The organism is Arthrobacter sorbitolis, assembly GCF_054510995.1.
Genome location: NZ_JBTNDM010000006.1, coordinates 37692 through 56497, shown reverse-complemented (window position 1 = coordinate 56497; position 18806 = coordinate 37692). Strand labels below are relative to the sequence as shown.

Here is an 18806-nt window from a genome sequence, read left to right as displayed (position 1 = left end):
GGCCCGCCCTTCGCCGGGGCAGCAGGGCCGCCCTCCTGCCGGGACCGCGCTCGTCAGCGGACCCCCGGTTCCTGCCGTACCCGCTGTTCTGTGCGCGCTACGGCCGACTGACCTACCCCCCCTCTGAGTATTGAAGGATCTGACCACGATGAAGCGTTCCCTGTCCCTTGCGTCCCTGTCCCTCGCAGCCCTTCTCACCCTGTCCGCCTGCGGCTCGTCCTCCGGCGAGGACATGGAGGGGATGGACGGCATGGGCGAAAGCTCCGCAGCGGCGGCCCCCAGCGCCACGGCCGACACCACCACGGGTACCACCGAGGCGACGTCGGACGCGTCCAGTGACGCCATGACGGAGCACAACGACGCGGACGTGATGTTCGCGCAGATGATGATCCCCCACCACCAGCAGGCCGTGGAGATGAGCGACATGATGCTCGCCAAAGACGGCATCAGCCCGGAGATCACGGACCTCGCGACGAGGATCAAGGACGCCCAAGGCCCCGAGATCCAGACCATGACCGGCTGGCTGGAGGCCTGGGGTGAGCCCATGGAGCCCGAGGGCGGCATGGAGAGCCACTCCATGGAATCGACGGGATCCGACTCGATGGAATCCGACATGGGCGGCTCCGCGTCCATGGACGGCATGATGAACGAGGACCAGCTGTCCGAGCTCGACACCGCCGAGGGCACCGAGGCGTCCCGCCTCTTCCTGGAGTCGATGATCGCCCACCACGAGGGCGCGGTCGGCATGGCACAGGACGAGATCGACGACGGCCAGAACCCGGAGGCGATCGATCTGGCCGGGACGATCGTCGAGACCCAGAACGCCGAGATCGCCGAGATGAAAGAGCTCCTCGCCGGCCTCTGACCCGCGCGAGCACCCCGGCAATCCGTCCCGGCACCGGCCGTCGCGCGCCTGATCCACTGCGGTCCGACGCGAACCGACGCCACGCAGGGGGCGGACTTGCCCGACGACAGGTGCCGATGTGGGTGCCCCGTCCCATCCACATCGGCACCACCCGACTCCCGACTCCCGACTCCGTGAGGACGCCCTTTGCCTTCGCCCCTTCCCCGCACCGCATGCCTGAGCATGACTGCGGCCCTCGCCGTGCTGCTCAGCGCCTGCACCACCACCCCGACCCCGACGATCCAGAACGCACCGACGGAAACGGCAGCTTCAGCGGGGTACCCGTCGGCGCACATCCACGGGATGAGCGTGGACCCGGCCACCAACCGCATCCTGCTCGCCACCCACGACGGCCTGTTCGATGTCACCCGGTCCCCCGCACAGCAGATCGGTCCGACAATCGACCTCATGGGATTCACCAGCACCAGCGACGGGACGCTCTACGCGTCCGGGCACCCCGGACCCGGCACCGACCTGCCCGACCCGGTCGGGCTGATCACCAGCACCGACGACGGCCGCACCTGGGAACCGGTCTCCCACCAGGGCGAGACGGACTTCCACGCCCTCGCCGCGACCGGTACCGGGCTGATCGGTCATGAGGGGCGGATCGTCACCAGCGCCGACGGGCATCACTGGACGGTTACCGCGGACGACGTGCCCGCCTACAACCTCGCCGGCGCCGCCGGAGGGACAGTGCTGGCCACCACGGAGGAAGGCCTGTACCGGTCCGGGGACAACGGCGCCACCTGGGACGTGGAACCCGGAGCGCCCCTGCTGGTGTTCACCACCTTCGCCGGTGAGACGGCGGTCGGCGTCACCCCGGACGGCGCCATCCACGTCAGCGGCGACGCGGGCATCACCTGGGAGCAGCGAGGCAGCATCGTCGCGGAACCGGCAGCGATCGCGGCCGCACACACCAACGACGGCACGCACCGCATCTGGGTCGCCACGGCCACCGGGATCCAGGTCTCCTCCGACGACGGCGCAACCTTCCAGCCCCTCGTGGCTCCGTGATCGCACGGCACCATCGGGTGGAAGCCGCCTCGCCGGCGGAAGCACCTACTCGTGGACGGGCTCTCCCGTGACGCGGTGATCGGCATGGTTCACACCCTCGAGGATGAGCCGGGCGAGGTGCCCGTCGATGATGCTGTACACGACGTTGCGGGCCTCCCTGCGCGTGGACACCAGGCCGGACAGGCGGAGTTTGGCGAGGTGCTGGCTCACCGCGGTCCGGTTGGCGCCCGTCGCAGCAACCAGGGTCCCGACGTCGGCCTCCCCCTGCGTGAGGAGCCACAGGAGGTGCAGGCGGGTCGGGTCCGCGAGCATCCGGAAGGTCGCCGCGCCCGCGTCAAGCCGCGCCGCGTCGGGGGCGACAGGATGCACCAGGCTCGGCCCGCCGGGTGCTCCGCCGGCCGTGCCGGGTACTCCGCCCGAGGCGCTGGGGGTGCTGATCTCGACCACTCTCCTCGTCCCGGCGTCGTGTGCCGTGCCGCTCCTACGCTACCGCCCGCCACCGCCCGGGACGGCGCCCGACCTGGCCTCGGACGATCCGGTGCCGTCCCGCGCCGGGCGCCACACGGCGAGCGTCGTGACCGTGCCGGCCAGGGCCAGGACTCCCAGGACGAGGGCCGCCGCCGGCTGGCCCGCGGCGGCGCCGACCCACCCCGCGATCGGATAGGTGAGCATGAAGCACGCGTGGGACAGCGAGAACTGGGCCGTGAAGAGGTAGCTCCGGGTGTTGTCGGTCGCCGTACGGCGGAGGAGGCGCGAGGACGGGGTGCTGATCATCGAGGTCCCGATGCCGAGGACCACCCAGAGGCAGAGGAACAGCGCCCATGATCCGCCGGTCCCCGCGATGAGGGCCGCGCCGAGCAGGCCCAGGGGCAGTATGGTCCCGCCGACGAGCATGAACGTCCGGTCCGCGACGCGCTCGAGAAGTGCGGGCGCGACGAAGGCGACGAGCATCGACCCGGCACCGAAGGCGGCCAGGGCGATCGCGACGTCGGTGTTCGATCCGCCGAAGAGGTCCCGGGCGTAGACGACGGTGTTGACCAGGACGAGCGCGGTGGCGGTGGCGACGACGAGGTTCAGGGCCATCAGGCCCCGCAGGGTCGGCTCGCGCAGGAAGATCCGGGTGCCGAGCGTGGTGCGGTGCAGGAGCGAGCCCTGGTGCTGCGAGGGCGGGATCACCGGGAGTCTCGTCGCGAGGACCATCGCCGCGGACACGAGGAATCCCGCCGTCGTGCCGATGAACAGGTCGGAGTAGGACACCACCGCCAGCAGCGCGGCGGCCAGCAGCGGGCTGACGAGCGACTCCAGATCGTAGGCGAGCCGGGAGAGCGACAGCGCCTTCGTGTAGTCCTTCTCCTCGGGCAGGACCACGGGGAGAAGGGACTGGAACGCGGGCGTGAAGGTCGCCGACGCCGACTGCAGGATAAAGACCAGCACGTAGATCTGCCAGACCTGGTCCACGAAGGGCAGGCTCAGCGCGATCGCGGCCCGCACGAGGTCCGCGCCCACGAGGACGCCCTTGCGCGGCAGGCGTTCGACCAGTGCCGCCATGACGGGTGCGACGAAGACGTAGGCGACCATCTTGATCGTCAGGGCGGTCCCGAGCACGGCGCCCGCCCGGCCGCCGGCGAGCTCGAACGCCAGGAGGCCGAGGGCGACGGTGAGCAGGCCGGTCCCGAGCAGCGCCACGACCTGGGCGGTGAACAGGTTGCGGTACGCGGACCGCCGGAGGACAGAGAGCATGGGGAGCCCGTCTCGTGCAGGGATGAGTTCCCCCATCATAGGTGCACGAGTGTGCACCTATGAACTTGCTACGGCGATGAGTCGAAGCGTGTCAGGCGTTCGCGGCGAGCAGCGACTCCTCGAGGGCGACCCACGCCAGCATGGCGCACTTGACCCTCGCCGGGAACCGCGAGACGCCGGAGAACGCGGCGGCGTCGCCGAGGACCTCCTCGTCCGCCTCGATCCTGCCGCGGGACCGGAGCACCTCGCGGAACGCGTCCACGAGGGCGATGACCTCGTCGCGCGGCAGTCCCTGTACCAGGTCGGTGAGCACGGAGGCGGAGGCCATGGAGATGGCGCACCCCGCGCCGTCCCACGTCACCGAGGTGAGCGTGCCGTCGGCGACCCCGGCGCGGAGGGTGATCTCGTCGCCGCACACCGGGTTCAGCTGGTGGGAATCGCCCGACCGGCCCGCGCCGTCGTACTCCCGCAACGGGGAACCGTGCCGCGCCTTCGCGTGGTCGAGGATGATCTGCTGGTAGAGCTGCTCGAGGCCCGTGCTCATCTAGTTGGCTCCGAAGAACGGACGGACGTGAGCGACGGCTTCGAGGAAGGCGTCCACCTCGTCCGTGGTGGTGTACAGGTAGGTGCTGGCGCGCGTGGTGGCGGTGAGGCCGAAGCGCCGGTGGAGCGGCTGGGCGCAGTGGTGGCCCACCCGTGCCGCGATGCCGCGGTCGTCGAGGAACTGCCCGACGTCGTGGGCGTGCACGCCGTCGACGTCGAACGCCGCGAGCCCGATGCGCGGCACGCCTGCCCGGGGGCCGAGGACACGGATGCCCGGGATCGCGCCGAGGCCCTCCACGAGCCGCGCACCGAGGGCGGACTCCCAGGCCTCGACGCGGGACATCCCGGTCTCGGCGAGGTAGTTGGCGGCGGCGCCGAGGGCCACCGCCTGCGAGATCCGCTGCGTCCCGGCCTCGAAGCGGTTCGGCGACGGCAGGTACTCCGCCCGTTCCATGGTCACCGTGGTGATCATGGACCCGCCCGTGAGGAACGGCGGCATGGCGTTCAGCAGCTCCGCCCTCCCGTACAGCGCCCCGATGCCCGTGGGGCCGAGCATCTTGTGGCCGGAGAACACGAGGAAGTCGACGTCGAGCTCCTTCACGTCCACGGGGAGGTGCGGCACGGACTGGCAGGCGTCGAGCAGCGTGAGGGCGCCGACGGACTGCGCGAGCCGCACGATCTCGGCCACCTGGTTGATGGTGCCGAGCACGTTCGAGGCATGCGAGAACGCCACGAGCTTCGTGGCGGGCGTGATGACGGCGGCCGCTTCCTCGAGCCGCAGGGCGCCGTCGTCGTCCACCGGGAGGAAGCGCAGCTCCGCGCCCGTCCGGGCGGCGAGCTCCTGCCAGGGGATGAGGTTGGCGTGGTGTTCCATCTCGGTGACGACGAGGGTGTCGCCCGGCCCGACGGCGAACCGGCGTGCCGCGTCTCCCCCGCGGCCGGCGGCAGCGTTGGACATCGCGTAGGCCACGAGGTTGATGCCCTCGGTGGCGTTGGAGGTCCAGACGAGCTCGTTCGTGCGGGCACCGATGAAGCGGGCGACGGCGGTGCGGGCGTCCTCGTAGGCGTCGGTGGCCTCGACGGCTAGCGTGTGCGCGCCGCGGTGCACTGCGGCGTTGCGCTGCTCGTAGAACTCCTGCTCCGCCTCCATCACGCTCACCGGGTTTTGCGAGGTGGCCCCGGAATCGAGGTAGACGAGCGGCTTGCCGTTGACCTCGGTGCCGAGGATCGGGAAGTCGTTGCGGATGCGGTGCACCTCGGCGTCGGTCAGCACGGCGTCGGACGGCGTGAGCGTGACGGGCGTTTCAACCACGGGCACTTCGGACTCCTCAGGATCAGGACTCCTCGCAGCAATTACGCAAGGATTCTCTGCCCTAATCGTGCCACTGGATCCGCTTTCCGGCATCCCAGTGGGACCTAAGTTCCCTCCGCGAACAGGTGGAGGTCCTCGCGCCGGCTGATGCCGAACTTCATGAAGATGCGGTACAGATGCCCTTCCACGGTGCGGATGGACGTCCCGTGGCGGTCGGCGATGTCCTTATTGGTCAGTCCCTGCAGCACGAGGGTCACGACGGCGACCTCCCGCGGCGTCAGCCGCACGGCCGCGGGAAGGCGGATGGTCTCGGTGGTGGCCGGTCCCTCGAAGGCCGCAGTCGCGGCGGACAGCTTCTTCTGGGCGCGGCGCGCGGCGGCGGGATCGCGCCGCTTCTCGAACACCTCGCGCGCCCGCTCGAAGCACCCGGCGGCCAGCGGCCGGTAGTGGGCGGCGAGCGCGGTCTCCCCGGCCTCGAGCAGCCGGTCGGTGTCGGACGCCGCGCCCGCTCCGGCATACGCGTGCAGGAGCGCCTGTTCCCTGCCGTCGAAGGACGCGGTGAGCGCGGCGAGGCGCCCGAAGCCCGTCCGGTCGCCGAGGAGGATCGCCTGGTCCAGTGCCGTCGCCGTGACGAGCGGCAGCCCGGCGGACTCGGCCTCGTCGGCGAGCCTCACGAGCGCGGGGATGCCCTCGGCGTCGGTCTCTAGGACCGCCGTCACGGCCACCGTGTAGACCCGGCCCAGCATGCGCGTCAGGCTGGTGCCGCCCGGTGCCTCCGCGGTCGCCTGTTCGACCAGGACGGCCGCCTGCCGCTTGTCGCCGGCGAGGAGCGCGGCGTACGCGGCCAGCCCGGAGATCCACGGGAGGACGTGCAGGTGGTCCGCCGTGCGCAGCGCCTCCACCGCGAGGTGCAGGCGGGACTGCGCGGTGGGGAAGCGGCCCTCCCGCAGGGCGCGGACGCCGTCGAGCAGGTCGAGCCACCCGGCCACGAAGTGCGTGCGGCGGGCGTCGAGCCGGTGCCGGGCGACGGCGGTGGACTGCGCCTGGTCCCACTCCCCCGCCGCGGCGAGGGCCAGGAGTTCCAGGCACACCGCGTGGCTGGAGAAGGCCAGGGTGTCCGCGTCCGTCCCGACGAGGTCCAGCGCCCGCCGGGCGAGGCGGGTGGCCTCGGCGGGCCGGCCGAGGCCGATCGAGTCGAGCGAGAGCGTGAGCAGGGCTGCCATGCGGACCGCCGGCGGGGCGTCGCCGTCGGCCACCGCCCGGAGTGCGTCCGCGTCGACAGGGGCGTCGTCGGTGGCGAGCGCGGTGATGCTGCGCCCTACCGCCAGCGCCTGGAGGTCCGACGACGTCGGCCCGGCGTGGGTGAGGGACTGCTCCCAGCGGTCGATGTCGTCCAGCAGGCCGTCGGCGGGCTCCGCACTGCGCAGCCTCACCTCGAGCTCGAGCAGGGTGCCCCCGCGCAGGACGTCGGCCGGGGCGGGGGCGTCGAGGGCGTCCCCGACGAGGTCGAGCGCCTCCTCGAGCAGGCCACCGTTGGCGCGTGCCCAGGCCAGTTCCACGAGACGGCGGCGCTGGAGGTCCGGCGACCGGATGGCCTCGAGCGCCCGCAGGGCGAAGCCGGTCTCCGCGGAGCGGTTGGCGCTGGTCGCGGCGGCGAGGAGGATGCCGTCGTCGAGCGCGGTCCCGGATTCGAGGGCCAGGGCCGCACGCTGGTGGAGCTGTTCGGCGTCGCGCGGCGCGTCGGTGAGGGCAGCGAGGACCCGCCGCTGCAGCAGGACGCGCCGTGCCGTGGGGACCGCGGAGCGAAGCGCCTCGTCGTGCAGGGGGTGCTCGACGACCAGCGCGCCGTCCTCCCGCGTCCTGATCCAGGATCCGCCGAGCAGGCGCTGCAGCACCCGCTGGCCGAGGAGTTGCCGGGCGACGTCGCCCGGGAGGGGACCGCCCACCGCGAGGAGTTCCATCGCGTCCCGCTGGGCGGCGTCGAGCGGGCCGAGGGCGGCGAGCGCGAAGTCCACGAGGTGCGCGCCGAGGGGCGGCAGCTCGCGGGACAGCTGCCAGACGCCGCCGGTCTCGGTGATGGACCGGCGCGCGGCGCCGTCGTGCACGAAGAGGCGGACGAGCAGCGGGTTGCCGCGCGTCACGTACTCGACGGTGTGGACGAGCCCGGCGGTCACCGGCCCTTCGAGGAGCGAGGCGCACATCGCCTCGACGTCGGCGAGCGTCAGCGGCTCGACGGGGATGCTCAGCACGATGCCGTCCGCCACGAGTTCGTCGAGGCCCTGCGGCAGCCCGGGTGCCGGGCGGGCGAGGAACAGCGCGCGGGCTGTGCGCATGCCCATGAGCTGCGCGATCAGGGTCATGGACCCCGCGTCCAGGTCGTGGGCGTCGTCGACCACGAGGAGCGGCAGGTCGCCGCCCGGGGAGACGGCGCCGAGGGCCTGGACCACGCGCCGCAGGACGGCGACGGGCTGCGCCATCTCCTCGGCCGGCAGTCCGGCGAGCCACGCGGAGAAGACACCGTAGGGCACGGTCCCGAGCACGGCGCTGCCGCGGACGCGGAGGACGCGGGTGCTCTCGGCCAGATGCGCGACGACGGCGGCGGCGAGGGCCGTCTTGCCGATCCCGGGCTCGCCGAGCAGGAGGATGCCGGACGTCGAGGAGTCGCCGAGTTCCCCGATCAGGCGGGCCTGCTGGTCCTCGCGCCCGATGAGGTGGGCGTCCCGATGCCCGCTCACTGCGTGAACACCGTGGAGAGCTGTTTGCGGCTGGAGACGCCGAGCTTGGCCATGGCTTTCAGGATGTGCCCTTCCACGGTGCGGACGGAGAGATGGTGGGTGGCGGCGACTTCCTTGTTCGTCGCCCCCCGGGCGGCCATGCGGGCGAACGCGCGCTCCCGGTCGGTGAGGATGCGGCGCGCGCTCGTGTTCCTCCGGGGCACGTGCGTGCGGCGGAAGATCTGCTCGGCCCGGATGAAGTGCAGCGGCTCGTCCTCGGCGTCGTGGAGGCGCATGGAGATGAGGGCCGCGGACCCGGCGAGGTCCCGGTGCCCGAAGGCGAACGCCGCCTCCGCTGCCTGCAGCAGGATGAAGGGATCGCGCGCCGCGACGCCGCGGGCCAACAGCTCACCCGCCCCGGCGAGGGGCGTGTCCATCCTCCGGGCGAGGTCCAGCAGCAGCGGGGCCTGGGACTGCTGGCCGAGCCGGACGGCGTGCATCCGCAGCATCAGTTCCGCGCCGGAGTTGCCGGCTTCCTGCTGTTCGCCGGCCAGGACGACGAACCGGCGGGCGGCCGCGTCGCTGTCCGAGACGAGGGCGTCGGCGAGGGTCCGGAGCATGCCGATCGTGGACCGGTGGACCCAGGGAAGATGCTCGGTGGCGTGGTGGTCCGCGCCGTTCCGGCCGTCCCGGTGGGCCCCATCGGGGTGGACGCCGTCGTGCCGGTCCAGCAGGGCGGTGGCGTAGGCCGCCGCGGCTTCGGCGAGGGGCAGCAGGCCGCTCCGGTCGTCCACGCGCAACTGCTCGACGGCGGGGAGAATCACCGAGAGCGCGGCCTCCCCGTGGCCCATCGTCGCGAGCGCGACCCCGCTGAGGGTGTCCGCGACGGAGGCGTCCTCCCACTGTCCGGCGGCGAGGGCGGAACTGCCCGTGAGGAGCAGGGCGTCGTCGAGGTGTCCCTCGTGGACCAGAGCCGCGAAGCCGTACTCCTGCAGCAGGCGCGCCGCGGTACCCGTGGGCGTCGGCAGGCCGGGCCCGCCGAGCCGGGCGAGGGACCTCCTCGCTCCCGGGCCGGCACCCGTGAGGCTGCGGGCCAGCACGACCCGCGCGGCGCGTTCGGCAGCGAGCGGACCCGTGCGGTCCGGGCCGTCCTGGGCTGCGGTGAGGTCGAGGACGTCGGAGAATCGCCCCTCGTGCGCGGCCGCCTCGACGGCGACCGTGAGGGTACGCTCCGCGGCCCGGTCCGGGTCCGACGGCGCGTCGCCTGCCAGGAGCTGCTCGAGGACGGCGGCCGCCTCGCTGAAGCGGAGACCGTCCAGGCAGGCATGCACCCGCGCGAGGGCGCCGGCGTCGACCTCCGTGAGGTGTTCCACCGCCAGCAGTGCCAGGTGGGGTTCGCCGGCATCGTCGGCGGCCTGCGCCACGCTCCGGAGGTAGGTGTCCTGCAGCGGGGTCCCCGCCTCGAGGAACCAGCGCAGCAGGTTGAGGCGGGCCGGGACCGGGAGGTGGCCGCCGGCGTCGAGGGTCTCGAGCCGCTCGAGGAACGCGGGGAACGGGTTGGCGGCGAGCGCGCTGCGGACGCGGTCGCCGATGACCCCGTTCACCACGGCGACCGCGTGCGGTGGCTCGGGGTCGACGACGCACACCCCAGCCTGCTCGAGCTCGTCCACCACGTCGGCTCCGCACAGCGGCAGCAGCGCGTCGAGGGGCACCGGACCGGCGACGGCGACGACGTCCAGCGCGTTCCCGGCGTCGGCGGTCAGCGCGGTGAGCGCGGCCGCGCCGCCGTCGTTCCCCTGCACGGGGATGCTCTCCCCGGGATCGTGCCAGACCCATGCCTCGGCGGCGCGGGTGAGCGTGCCCGCGGCGGTGCTGCCGCGCAGGGCTGCCTGGAGGGAGCGGAGGTTGCCGCGCGATGCCCGCCACAGTTCGACGGCGGCCGTGCTGGTGAGGGGACCCTCGAGCAGCTGCTCGAGGAGGTTGCGCGTCCCCTCGAAGGTCAGGGGTGCCACGTCCACGCGGAGGAGCCTGCCCGTACGCCAGAGGTGGTAGAAGCGTGCGGCGGGGGTGCCGGGTCCGTCGCAGGCCACGACGAGGCGGGCGGCGCCGACCTCCGCGAGGTAGGAGAGCACGCGGATCGAGGGATCGTCGAGGTGCTGCACGTTGTCCACGACCAGGACCGCCGGGCGGTTGCGCGCGCGGATGCGCAGCGCTGCCTGGAGGGACTGCAGCATGGGGAGCGATTCGACGCTCCCGGTGGGGTCCACGTCCATCAGCAGCACACTGAGCGCACCGTAGGGGGTGGATGTCATGGCGGCGGAGCCGCGGATGAGGACGACCTGCGCGGTGCTCTCCAGCTGTGCAGCGGCGGCGCGGGCGAGCGCCGTCTTCCCGACGCCGGCGGCGCCTACCATCAGTACGCCGGCAGAGCCTGGCGCGGCGAGGCCCGCCAGGATCGCAGCGACCTCGTCGGAGCGTTCGAGCAAGGGCCAGGCACCCGTGTAGTCGTCGGTCATTACGCCGGGTCCCCCATGTGGATCAGCAGAGTCATAGCCAGTTCCCCTCCAGCCCGCCTGACCCGATCAGGCGTCCGCCCCGACCATCGCGTCGTCGACCAGGTCGTTTCGCCGAATCCTACTCGACAATGAGCCAGAATCGCAGTAAAAGCGGCCTACCATGCGAGTAGTCCTCTCTGTGGAGCGAGTAGCCGCGGTGGGCCGGTGAGACGCGGACCATGACACTTACGGAACCGAGGACCCGCGGGGCGCGAGCCCTGACGAATAGGCCCTGCTCCAACCTATGAGCAAAGGCGCCGGTGATGACTCTGCGTGCCCTACGCCTTATTCGTGACCACTTTGCTGTCCGTTGCCAGCCGACGGGCGGTGTCCTCGCGGATGATCTGTAGGGCATCACGGGTCCGGCGCAGCGCACGGCGCTCGGCGATGACGAATCTGCAGGCCCGGTACACGCCGGGCAAGGAGAACACCACGCCGTACAGCATGAAGGGTTTGGCGCGTTCAAACTCGCGCTGGTCCTGCATGACGCGTCTGCGCTCTCCGATCGCCAACCTCCCCCTTGAGTCCTCCGAGCAATGGCACTGAGCATACGTGGACGACACACGACAACCAGCGCATTGACGGTGACGGCGCGCGCAAACTGGGGAAATAGGTTCGACCTACCGCCTCATTGCTCCGCAACGTGGACGGTGAAGCGGGAGATGCGCAGTTCTCCCGCCTCCGAAGCGTCTAGGCCGTGGCGTGGAACTTCTGCTGCGCGGCCGTCAGCCCGTCGCGGATGAGAATCTCGACGGCGTCTGCGGCGTCGTCGAGGAGGAACGGCAGGTCCTTCTTCTCCACGGTGCCGAAGTCCTTGAGCACGAAGTCCGCGGGGTCCTGGCGTCCCGGCGGGCGTCCGACGCCGACGCGCACGCGGTAGTAGTCCTTGGTGCCGAGCGCCTTGCTGATGTCACGCAGGCCGTTGTGTCCGCCCTCTCCCCCGCCGGACTTGAGCTTGAGGGTGTTGAAGGGGATGTCGATCTCGTCGTGCACGGCGATCACGTGATCGGGGGCCACGTCGTGGAAGCGGGAAAGCGCAGAGACCGGCCCGCCGGTGATGTTCATGTAGGTGAGCGGCTTCGCCAGGACCAGGCGCGGACCGCCGATCCCCATCCGTCCCTCGAGCGTGACGGCCTGCGCCTTCGAGGAGGTGAAGCGGCCACTCATCCGCGTGGCGAGGAGGTCGAGGACCATCTGGCCGACGTTGTGGCGGTTGCCGGCGTAGCCGGGCCCGGGATTGCCGAGCCCGACTACGAGCCAGGTGTCAGTGGACACCGGTTGCGTGCCTACTTCTCGTCGGCGTCGGTGACGACGGCGTCGGAGTCGGCGTCGCCGGCGGTCGCGCCTTCGGAGGTGCCTTCGACGCCGGCGTCGGTCTCGGGGGTCTCGCCGAGGTCCTGGACCGTCGGTGCCATGAGGTTCACGATGAGCGTCTCGGCATCGGTGAGGAGGGTGACGCCCTGCGGCAGCACGATGTCGGAGGCGTGGATGTGCTCCCCGACCTCGCGGCCTTCGATGTTGACCGTGAGGGTCTCGGGCAGGTGGGTGGCCTCGGCCTCGACGAGGACCGTGTTGGCCTCGAGGTTGAAGGCGACGTCCACGGCGGGCTCGCCCTCGACGTGGATGGCGACGTCGACCTGGACCTTCTCGCCGCGGCGGACGGTCAGCAGGTCGAGGTGCTCGACGATGCGCTTGAGCTGGTTGCGCTGGATGTCCTTGACGAGGGCCAGGTGGTCCTCGCCGTTGATGTCCAGCGTCAGCAGGGCGTTGGGCGTGCGGACGGCCAGGGTGGTCGCTTTCGCCGGCAGCAGGATGTGGATGGGGTCCGCGCCGTGGCCGTAGACGACGGCGGGGATCATGTTGGCGCGGCGGGCCTGGCGGGCCGAACCCTTGCCGAACTCGGTGCGGACGTGTGCGGCGAGCTTCTGCTCGGACATGGTTTCTCCTGAACGGTTGCGGCTCCTCGCGGTGAGCGGGAGCACTGGGACGTCACCGGGGCGGAAGGAACACGCGTGAGGCAGTCGTCTAGAAACCAGTAGAGTCGCTAGCCACCGTCGATCACGGAGTACGGCCGGATAGTTCATCCGGCCCGCTCCCTCGCCTAGGCATCGCGTCCTATGTTACAGGAGCTCAAGCGGTCGGCCGTCCCTCAGTTCAGGAGACCATAATGTAGCGACTTCCCTATCAGCCGTTCGGCCTTTCCTTGGAGGACTAGCCCTGAACACAGTCCCTCCCCCCTCCCCTCGGTACAGGACCGTGAGCCTGGCGCTGTGCACGGTATGGCTCCTGGCTGTCGCGCTCATCGTGCTATGGCCGACACCGGTGGACCGCGCTGGGGGTAGCATCCTCCGGGGCGGGCTCGACTACCTCTATACGCACGGGTTGCCGACCTTCATTACGCACAGCTTGGTCGAGTTCACTGCAAACGTTCTGATGTTCGTCCCGCTGGGCTTGTTCTGGTTCCTACTAACCCCGCGGCGCTGGCGTAGGTGGGCACCAATAGTTGGCCTGGCGCTCTCCGCTGTGATCGAAGCAACCCAGCACATCCTGCTCCCCCAGCGCTTCGCCACTCCCTATGACGTGCTTGCCAACACGCTGGGCGCAACCCTTGGGGCGCTCATCGCCGCCGCCTTTCAACTCAGTTCGGCGTCACCACGACAGGAACGGTGATGCCGAGTCGTTAGGGAATGCCCAAGGTTCACACAGGTCACACTCCGACATCCGCTGTTACTGGTGTGAACCCCGTTAGAATCGGCTCGACTGGGACCTTCTCTTGAGGACAAACACATATGCGTATTTCCGTGATCGGTTGCGGCTATCTGGGGGCAGTACACGCAGCGTGCATGGCGAAGTTGGGCCATGACGTGATCGGTATCGATGTCGACCCGCGGAAAATCGACGACCTGCAGGCCGGCCGTGCTCCATTCTTCGAACCCGGCTTGCCCGAGCTCCTCGACGAGGTGCTCGCTACCGGGCGGCTGAAGTTCAGCGCCGAGATGGCGGACGCGAAGGGTGCTGAAGTGCACTTCCTCTGCGTGGGCACGCCCCAGCGGAAGGGCGAGTACGCAGCCGACATGCGCTACGTCGATGGCGCCTTCACCTCTTTACTCGACTCCCTCGAACCGGGCAACATCGTAGTCGGCAAGTCCACGGTGCCGGTCGGCACTGCTGCACGGCTCGCCGACGAACTCGCCGAAAGTCATCCCGATGCTGTCCTCGCCTGGAACCCCGAGTTCCTCCGCGAAGGCTTCGCCGTCAAGGACACACTCTCCCCGGACCGTTTCGTGTACGGGGTGCCCGAAGGAGATGCCGGCGAACGAGCCACTACAGCCCTCGACGAGGTGTACAGCACTCCCCTGTCGCTCGGAACACGGCGTCTGGTAGCCGACTACGCCACCGCCGAGCTCGTCAAAGCTGCCGCCAACTCTTTCTTGGCCACGAAGATCTCCTTCATCAACGCAATGGCCGAGGTCTGTGAAGTCACCGGTGCTGACGTGACTGTTCTTGCAGACGCCATCGGCATGGACGAGCGCATCGGTCGCAAGTTTCTCAATGCCGGAATCGGGTTCGGCGGGGGCTGCTTACCAAAGGACATCCGGGCCTTCATGGCGCGCGCAGGTGAACTTGGCGCTGACCAGGCGCTCACGTTCCTACGTGAGGTCGATGACATCAACGTGCGACGCCGCGCTCGAGTTGTCGATCTGACTCGCACCTTGGTTGGCGGTTCGCTTCTGGGTAAGCGGATTACAGTCCTTGGAGCGGCCTTCAAACCGAACAGCGACGACGTGCGGGACTCTCCCGCGCTCAGCATCGCCGCTCAGCTGCAATTGCAGGGCGCGGATGTCACCGTGACAGACCCGGAAGCCATTGAAGGCGCGCGTCAACGGTTCCCCGAACTTACCTATGAGGAGGATTTGACACGTGCCATGAGGAAAACTCATGCACTCCTGTTACTAACGGAATGGGACGAATACAAGAAATTGACTCCTGAAAGGGCAGGCCTCCTGGTTGGCGCCAAGAACATTCTCGATGGACGCAATGTTCTCGATTCTTCTATATGGCGCGCAGCGGGCTGGAACTACAAGGGAATTGGCAGACCCTGAGGAATGAACAGCGCGAGCACTAGCTACGGTGCAACCTCGATACCATTCCGCATCCTTACCGTTTGCACCGGCAACATCTGCCGGTCACCGATGGCCGAACGACTCCTACAAGCAGGCCTCAACGCGAGGTTTCCCGGCCAGTTCTCGGTGGAAAGCGCTGGAACTGGGGCACTGGTGGGTGACCCGATTCACCCAACAATCGCGGGCTTTATCCGTGAATCCGGGGGGATAGTGGATGATTTTTCCGCACGTCAACTCACGCCGGAAATCCTGCAGGGTCAAGACCTCGTCCTAGCACTGACCAGAGCGCATCGCAGTCGGATTGTCGAGATGTCACCAGTCATGCTGAAGCGAACCTTCACGCTCAGGGAGTTCGCCCGCCTCCTCGCACATCTCGATTTAGGCACCCTGCAGCCAGGCGCGCAACATTGGCGCGACGCGATGCCAAAGGCGCTACGAGCTCGTTCAGGCCCGTGGGGTGCAGAACCAAGTAACGACGATGTAGTAGACCCCTATGGCCGGGGAGACGACTCCTATTTTAAGATGCGAGACGAACTCAGGCCAGCAGTAGTTCACCTGATCAACTTGGGATGAATGGGTGCCGATACGTATTACCGCCCGTTTTCTCGAACGGGTCTTCTATCGACCACTTGCTTGCCGGAAGCGCAATGTTCAGGTTTGTCTAGGTTAGCCAGGAAAGAAACATTTTGATGCTAAAGCAGTTAAGCTGGCTCTCGTCCGGACGTCTGATCGCAGCGGCAATCCAAGCGTCCACAATCATCCTCCTTGCGAGGTTTGTGCAACCGTCACAACTTGGGCTAATCCTATCCATTATCGGAGTAGGCGCATTCTTACAAATGTTTTTCGATCTCGGCGTTTCGACATATGTCCTCCGCGAGAAGGCTGTCGGATCGATGATTGCAATACAGCAAGCAGCTACTATTCACGCTGCTTCTTGCGTCGCATTGGCAGGCTTCGGTGCACTTCTCATCATCGCAGCCGCGAACTTCAGTGAGTTCGACGGCTGGGTCTTTTTACCGATAGCAATCTCCGTCGCCGCAGACCGTCATAGTGACATGCGCCTGAACATACTTCTCGCCGACGGGGATTCACATCGAAATATTTTGCTCCTGCTCGAACGCCGCGCTTTTACGTTCATCTTATTCTTGGTACTATCGACAGCACTCGATCTTGATCCAACGTCATCTTTTGCTGCGTCCCTGGCACTAGCAAGCACAATCTCGCTTTTCAGAACAGTGCGCGCGACTACACAGGTTCGACTTTTCACATTCATCGATAGGGCAATTCTCCTTCAACTGCTGAATGCCACAAAAACCTACTGGACTAATTCGGTAGCCTCGCAACTTCGCAATCTAGACGCACCTCTTGTTCTTCTAGGAGGAGGCACTACCGCCAGCGGCTTCTACGGATTCGCAAGTCGTCTAGTAAACCCTTTGCGCCTCGTTCCCGATGCCGTAGGGAACATCTTCCTTCCAACGGCCGCGCGACAGCCCTACAAGATTAGCCCATTTATTAGGCTGGGCACTGCCGTACTCGTTGCTATCAGTTTTGGTCTCGTACTTGTTGCGGCTATCGCTCCAATGTTTGTACCATACATTGCGGGAGCCAACTATCAAGGAGCGGTGCTTCCAGTACAGATTACATGTCTAGGAATGATCTTCGGAGCTTTGTCCTCTGTTTGCTCGCCGATCCTCCTCGGGTGGGGCGAAGGCAAGACAGTCGCCACCATATCCGTAGTGTGCAACTTGCTCGCACTAGGCCTCGCATACTTACTATCGGTCCATTACGGCGCAACAGGGGCAGCTATAGGACTTAGCTCCGCTTTTGTTCTTCAAGCTTTTCTGGTCATCGTACAAATCATCAGATTTCGGTCTTCACAACAACCTCTTGCTGATGCTTGACGACGTATTCCTCACGCTCTTGATACTCGACTTTACTCCTGACTCGGATTATTCACCCAATGTCTTTGTTCACTGCTGAAAACTCACATGAGTGCGATCCTCGATTGAAGGTGCAGAATGTAACCAAAGAAGAATCGCCTGGTTACGCATGGCAACCTACCAATTTAGAAGCCCCGGCTCCTCCGAACGAACAACTAATGCCCGTGCAATCGAGAAGGGCGAGTCCCTAGCGGCAGGTTGATGACATGCGGGCTTGCCCAGGTAACTCACGATCATGGACACTTAGTCAGTTGGGATCCTCTCCGACTACCCATCGCTGTGGTTAGAACGTCGTTCAGCAACAGCGCTCCCATCGCCAGGTTTCGCGCCGGCTGTCGCTAAGCTAGCTGCCGAAATTGGCTGAGGAAGGTCTCACATGTTATTGGTTTCATTCACCGCAGCTGCCATCACGCTCGCGTACATTCTAGCGACCAATCCCAATCATGGGCTTGGTAGAATTTTGTCTCCGGATTCGATGTTCACGATCATGTTGATCGCAATCTTTACGATCAGGCCCCTATTCGATGATCGCTTCGCCCTCCTGCCTTGGTACGGCCTTTACGTGCCCTCCAGGGCTGAGGAGTCAATTGCGCTTACCGTTGGTATCGTTGCATTTGTAGGTATACTTACCGGCGTATTCTTGTCTAGGATGCGGCCTTCGAGGTTGCGTGTGCTAAACAATCTCTCGCCAAGTTTCAGGTCACATTCAAGCTGGTCCTTTGGACGAGCAAAACTGGTCCTCGCTACAACACTAGGTTTGAGCATATATCTCGTGCTGCTTGTCGCTTTCGCAGGTCCAGGAATTATCCGGCAGCTTAGCGGCGGGCGCTCCAGCGATGTTACCTTGGCCGGGCTGCCCGAAATAGTGCTGATAATTCCATTGGCCGGATCGATTTCAGCGGCCCTCTTCTTACTCGCTGCACGAGATCGGCAGTTGCTCCTGTTAGATGTGCTACTGGTTGTCGGAAGCGCAGCAGCAAGCGCTCTCATGGTGTCTCAACTCGGCACTCGTCGGTTTATTATCCCCGCTCTTCTCCTCCCCCTGATCGCCGCACTGATCCGGAGGCCAGTGCGGGTGAAGATAATGCACATTGCGTTGGGGAGCATCGCACTCTTATTCCTGGCAATCATTCCGATGGTCCGCGCGGCGGGTGCGCGGCGCATCGGCGAGAACCTCGGAACCGCATCCCTCCGGTATTTCCAGGAAGAGGGCATCAGCGGCGTTCTACGTCCGGTTTTTGCCTCCTACGACACCGAGATGTTCGACTACATCGCCATTGCCTCACGCGGTCTATCAGGAGATCAGTTTGGACTGGGTAGAGGCACTGTTATAGAATTTTTTTTGCGTCCAATCCCCTCATTCATGGGTTTGGAGGAAGTGCTCGGAACGCCATTCTCCGATGAGATGTTAGGGCGACTATTCGCTGGCGGTTGCGGAGAACCGTTCTGCCCGGTAGCTTCACTACCTGGCGTTCTATATTTTGACGGGGGCTTCGCTCTCGTCTTTGTGGGCTCCGTGATCGCCGGTGCTACTCTCCGTAAACTGGCCAATTGCTGGGTATTCAATAATGGTCTTTCGCCTATGCAGATGCTTGTGGTCGTGAGCGCAAGTTCGTTCGCGCTCGTCGCGGCTCGTACGAACACCATTCACACTCTTTGGTGGTGCATATACACCTTAGGAATCGGCTTTGCGATTTTAAAGGTAATGGGAGCCGAGAAAAGGTCTCCGAGGGTCGAATCATACACTCAAAGACTGACGCAATCTTCGGAAGGTGGAGGCAATTCCTAGCTCACGAAGGTCGCTTGGACGGTCTCCGGAATATTCTAACGTTCTAGGGGCTCGTTGGCTTTTACGGCGCAGTCGCGATTCGAATCCGACTGATTCGGATGTCGCTGAGTGCAGCCAGAACGCGGCTGGTGACTGGGTTCAGTACGGCCTGCGTCATCTGTTTACCTACGG

Annotated in this window: 16 protein-coding genes; 7 read left to right on the top strand and 9 right to left on the bottom strand. The window is 66.7% G+C overall.

Going from position 1 to position 18806, the window contains the following annotated elements:
- The first annotated feature begins 148 nt into the window (after window positions 1-148).
- The gene (locus tag ACX80K_RS12210; RefSeq protein ID WP_459272147.1) at window positions 149-865 is read left to right on the top strand and encodes a DUF305 domain-containing protein; all 717 of its coding nucleotides are present in this window, start codon (window positions 149-151) and stop codon (window positions 863-865) included.
- Window positions 866-1087: 222 nt separating this feature from the next.
- On the top strand, window positions 1088-1918 hold the full coding sequence (locus ACX80K_RS12205) for a F510_1955 family glycosylhydrolase (protein WP_459272146.1): 831 nt from the start codon (window positions 1088-1090) through the stop codon (window positions 1916-1918).
- 45 nt (window positions 1919-1963) lie between these two features.
- On the opposite strand, the gene ACX80K_RS12200 is transcribed toward ACX80K_RS12205, so the two are convergent.
- From ACX80K_RS12200 to ACX80K_RS12160, 9 genes are all read right to left on the bottom strand, one after another.
- The gene (locus tag ACX80K_RS12200; protein ID WP_459272231.1) at window positions 1964-2356 is read right to left on the bottom strand and encodes an ArsR/SmtB family transcription factor; all 393 of its coding nucleotides are present in this window, start codon (window positions 2354-2356) and stop codon (window positions 1964-1966) included.
- A gap of 48 nt (window positions 2357-2404) precedes the next feature.
- Window positions 2405-3658, bottom strand: coding sequence for an MFS transporter (locus ACX80K_RS12195; RefSeq protein WP_459272145.1), 1254 nt, complete (start codon window positions 3656-3658; stop codon window positions 2405-2407).
- Between the two features lie 91 nt (window positions 3659-3749).
- Window positions 3750-4202, bottom strand: a complete 453-nt coding sequence (gene sufU, locus ACX80K_RS12190) for a Fe-S cluster assembly sulfur transfer protein SufU (RefSeq protein ID WP_459272144.1) — start codon at window positions 4200-4202, stop codon at window positions 3750-3752.
- Complete coding sequence (locus ACX80K_RS12185) at window positions 4203-5519, bottom strand: cysteine desulfurase (RefSeq protein WP_459272143.1); 1317 nt, start codon at window positions 5517-5519, stop codon at window positions 4203-4205.
- A 98-nt stretch (window positions 5520-5617) separates the two neighbouring features.
- A complete protein-coding gene (locus ACX80K_RS12180) occupies window positions 5618-8248 on the bottom strand; it encodes a helix-turn-helix transcriptional regulator (RefSeq protein ID WP_459272142.1) in 2631 nt (876 codons plus the stop codon).
- Window positions 8245-10743 (bottom strand): LuxR C-terminal-related transcriptional regulator, encoded by a 2499-nt coding sequence (locus ACX80K_RS12175; RefSeq protein WP_459272141.1) that lies wholly within the window; start codon window positions 10741-10743, stop codon window positions 8245-8247. Before ACX80K_RS12175 ends, ACX80K_RS12180 begins: the two co-directional genes overlap by 4 nt.
- 317 nt (window positions 10744-11060) lie before the next feature.
- Complete coding sequence (locus ACX80K_RS12170; RefSeq protein WP_459272140.1) at window positions 11061-11267, bottom strand: hypothetical protein; 207 nt, start codon at window positions 11265-11267, stop codon at window positions 11061-11063.
- 205 nt (window positions 11268-11472) lie between these two features.
- Window positions 11473-12057: an aminoacyl-tRNA hydrolase gene (gene pth / locus ACX80K_RS12165; protein WP_459272139.1), complete on the bottom strand. Its 585-nt coding sequence runs from the start codon at window positions 12055-12057 to the stop codon at window positions 11473-11475.
- Window positions 12058-12068: 11 nt separating this feature from the next.
- Window positions 12069-12719, bottom strand: a complete 651-nt coding sequence (locus ACX80K_RS12160) for a 50S ribosomal protein L25/general stress protein Ctc (protein WP_459272138.1) — start codon at window positions 12717-12719, stop codon at window positions 12069-12071.
- A gap of 319 nt (window positions 12720-13038) precedes the next feature.
- Here ACX80K_RS12160 and ACX80K_RS12155 point away from each other — a divergent pair, with 319 nt between their 5' ends.
- The 5 genes from ACX80K_RS12155 to ACX80K_RS12135 all read left to right on the top strand — a co-directional run bounded on the left by ACX80K_RS12155 (window position 13039) and on the right by ACX80K_RS12135 (window position 18635).
- Window positions 13039-13452 carry a VanZ family protein gene (locus ACX80K_RS12155; RefSeq protein ID WP_459272137.1) on the top strand — a complete coding sequence of 138 codons (414 nt, stop codon included), beginning with the start codon at window positions 13039-13041 and terminating at the stop codon, window positions 13450-13452.
- A 119-nt stretch (window positions 13453-13571) separates the two neighbouring features.
- Complete coding sequence (locus tag ACX80K_RS12150; RefSeq protein WP_459272136.1) at window positions 13572-14885, top strand: UDP-glucose dehydrogenase family protein; 1314 nt, start codon at window positions 13572-13574, stop codon at window positions 14883-14885.
- Window positions 14886-14888: 3 nt separating this feature from the next.
- Window positions 14889-15479, top strand: coding sequence for an arsenate reductase/protein-tyrosine-phosphatase family protein (locus ACX80K_RS12145; protein ID WP_459272135.1), 591 nt, complete (start codon window positions 14889-14891; stop codon window positions 15477-15479).
- Window positions 15480-15595: 116 nt separating this feature from the next.
- Window positions 15596-16807 (top strand): lipopolysaccharide biosynthesis protein, encoded by a 1212-nt coding sequence (locus ACX80K_RS12140; RefSeq protein ID WP_459272134.1) that lies wholly within the window; start codon window positions 15596-15598, stop codon window positions 16805-16807.
- A gap of 526 nt (window positions 16808-17333) precedes the next feature.
- Entirely contained in the window at window positions 17334-18635 is a 1302-nt protein-coding gene (locus tag ACX80K_RS12135) for a hypothetical protein (RefSeq protein WP_459272133.1), read from the top strand.
- Window positions 18636-18806 lie beyond the last annotated feature (171 nt).

Excerpts from the sequence above, each read along its gene's own strand:
- ACX80K_RS12210 (WP_459272147.1), top strand. The coding sequence starts at position 149 with ATGAAGCGTTCCCTGTCCCTTGCGTCCCTGTCCCTCGCAGCCCTTCTC.
- ACX80K_RS12205 (WP_459272146.1), top strand. The coding sequence starts at position 1,088 with ATGACTGCGGCCCTCGCCGTGCTGCTCAGCGCCTGCACCACCACCCCG.
- ACX80K_RS12195 (WP_459272145.1), bottom strand. The coding sequence starts at position 3,658 with ATGCTCTCTGTCCTCCGGCGGTCCGCGTACCGCAACCTGTTCACCGCC.
- sufU (WP_459272144.1), bottom strand. The coding sequence starts at position 4,202 with ATGAGCACGGGCCTCGAGCAGCTCTACCAGCAGATCATCCTCGACCAC.
- ACX80K_RS12175 (WP_459272141.1), bottom strand. The coding sequence starts at position 10,743 with ATGACCGACGACTACACGGGTGCCTGGCCCTTGCTCGAACGCTCCGAC.
- ACX80K_RS12170 (WP_459272140.1), bottom strand. The coding sequence starts at position 11,267 with ATGCAGGACCAGCGCGAGTTTGAACGCGCCAAACCCTTCATGCTGTAC.
- ACX80K_RS12160 (WP_459272138.1), bottom strand. The coding sequence starts at position 12,719 with ATGTCCGAGCAGAAGCTCGCCGCACACGTCCGCACCGAGTTCGGCAAG.
- ACX80K_RS12150 (WP_459272136.1), top strand. The coding sequence starts at position 13,572 with ATGCGTATTTCCGTGATCGGTTGCGGCTATCTGGGGGCAGTACACGCA.
- ACX80K_RS12145 (WP_459272135.1), top strand. The coding sequence starts at position 14,889 with ATGAACAGCGCGAGCACTAGCTACGGTGCAACCTCGATACCATTCCGC.
- ACX80K_RS12140 (WP_459272134.1), top strand. The coding sequence starts at position 15,596 with ATGCTAAAGCAGTTAAGCTGGCTCTCGTCCGGACGTCTGATCGCAGCG.
- ACX80K_RS12135 (WP_459272133.1), top strand. The coding sequence starts at position 17,334 with ATGTTGATCGCAATCTTTACGATCAGGCCCCTATTCGATGATCGCTTC.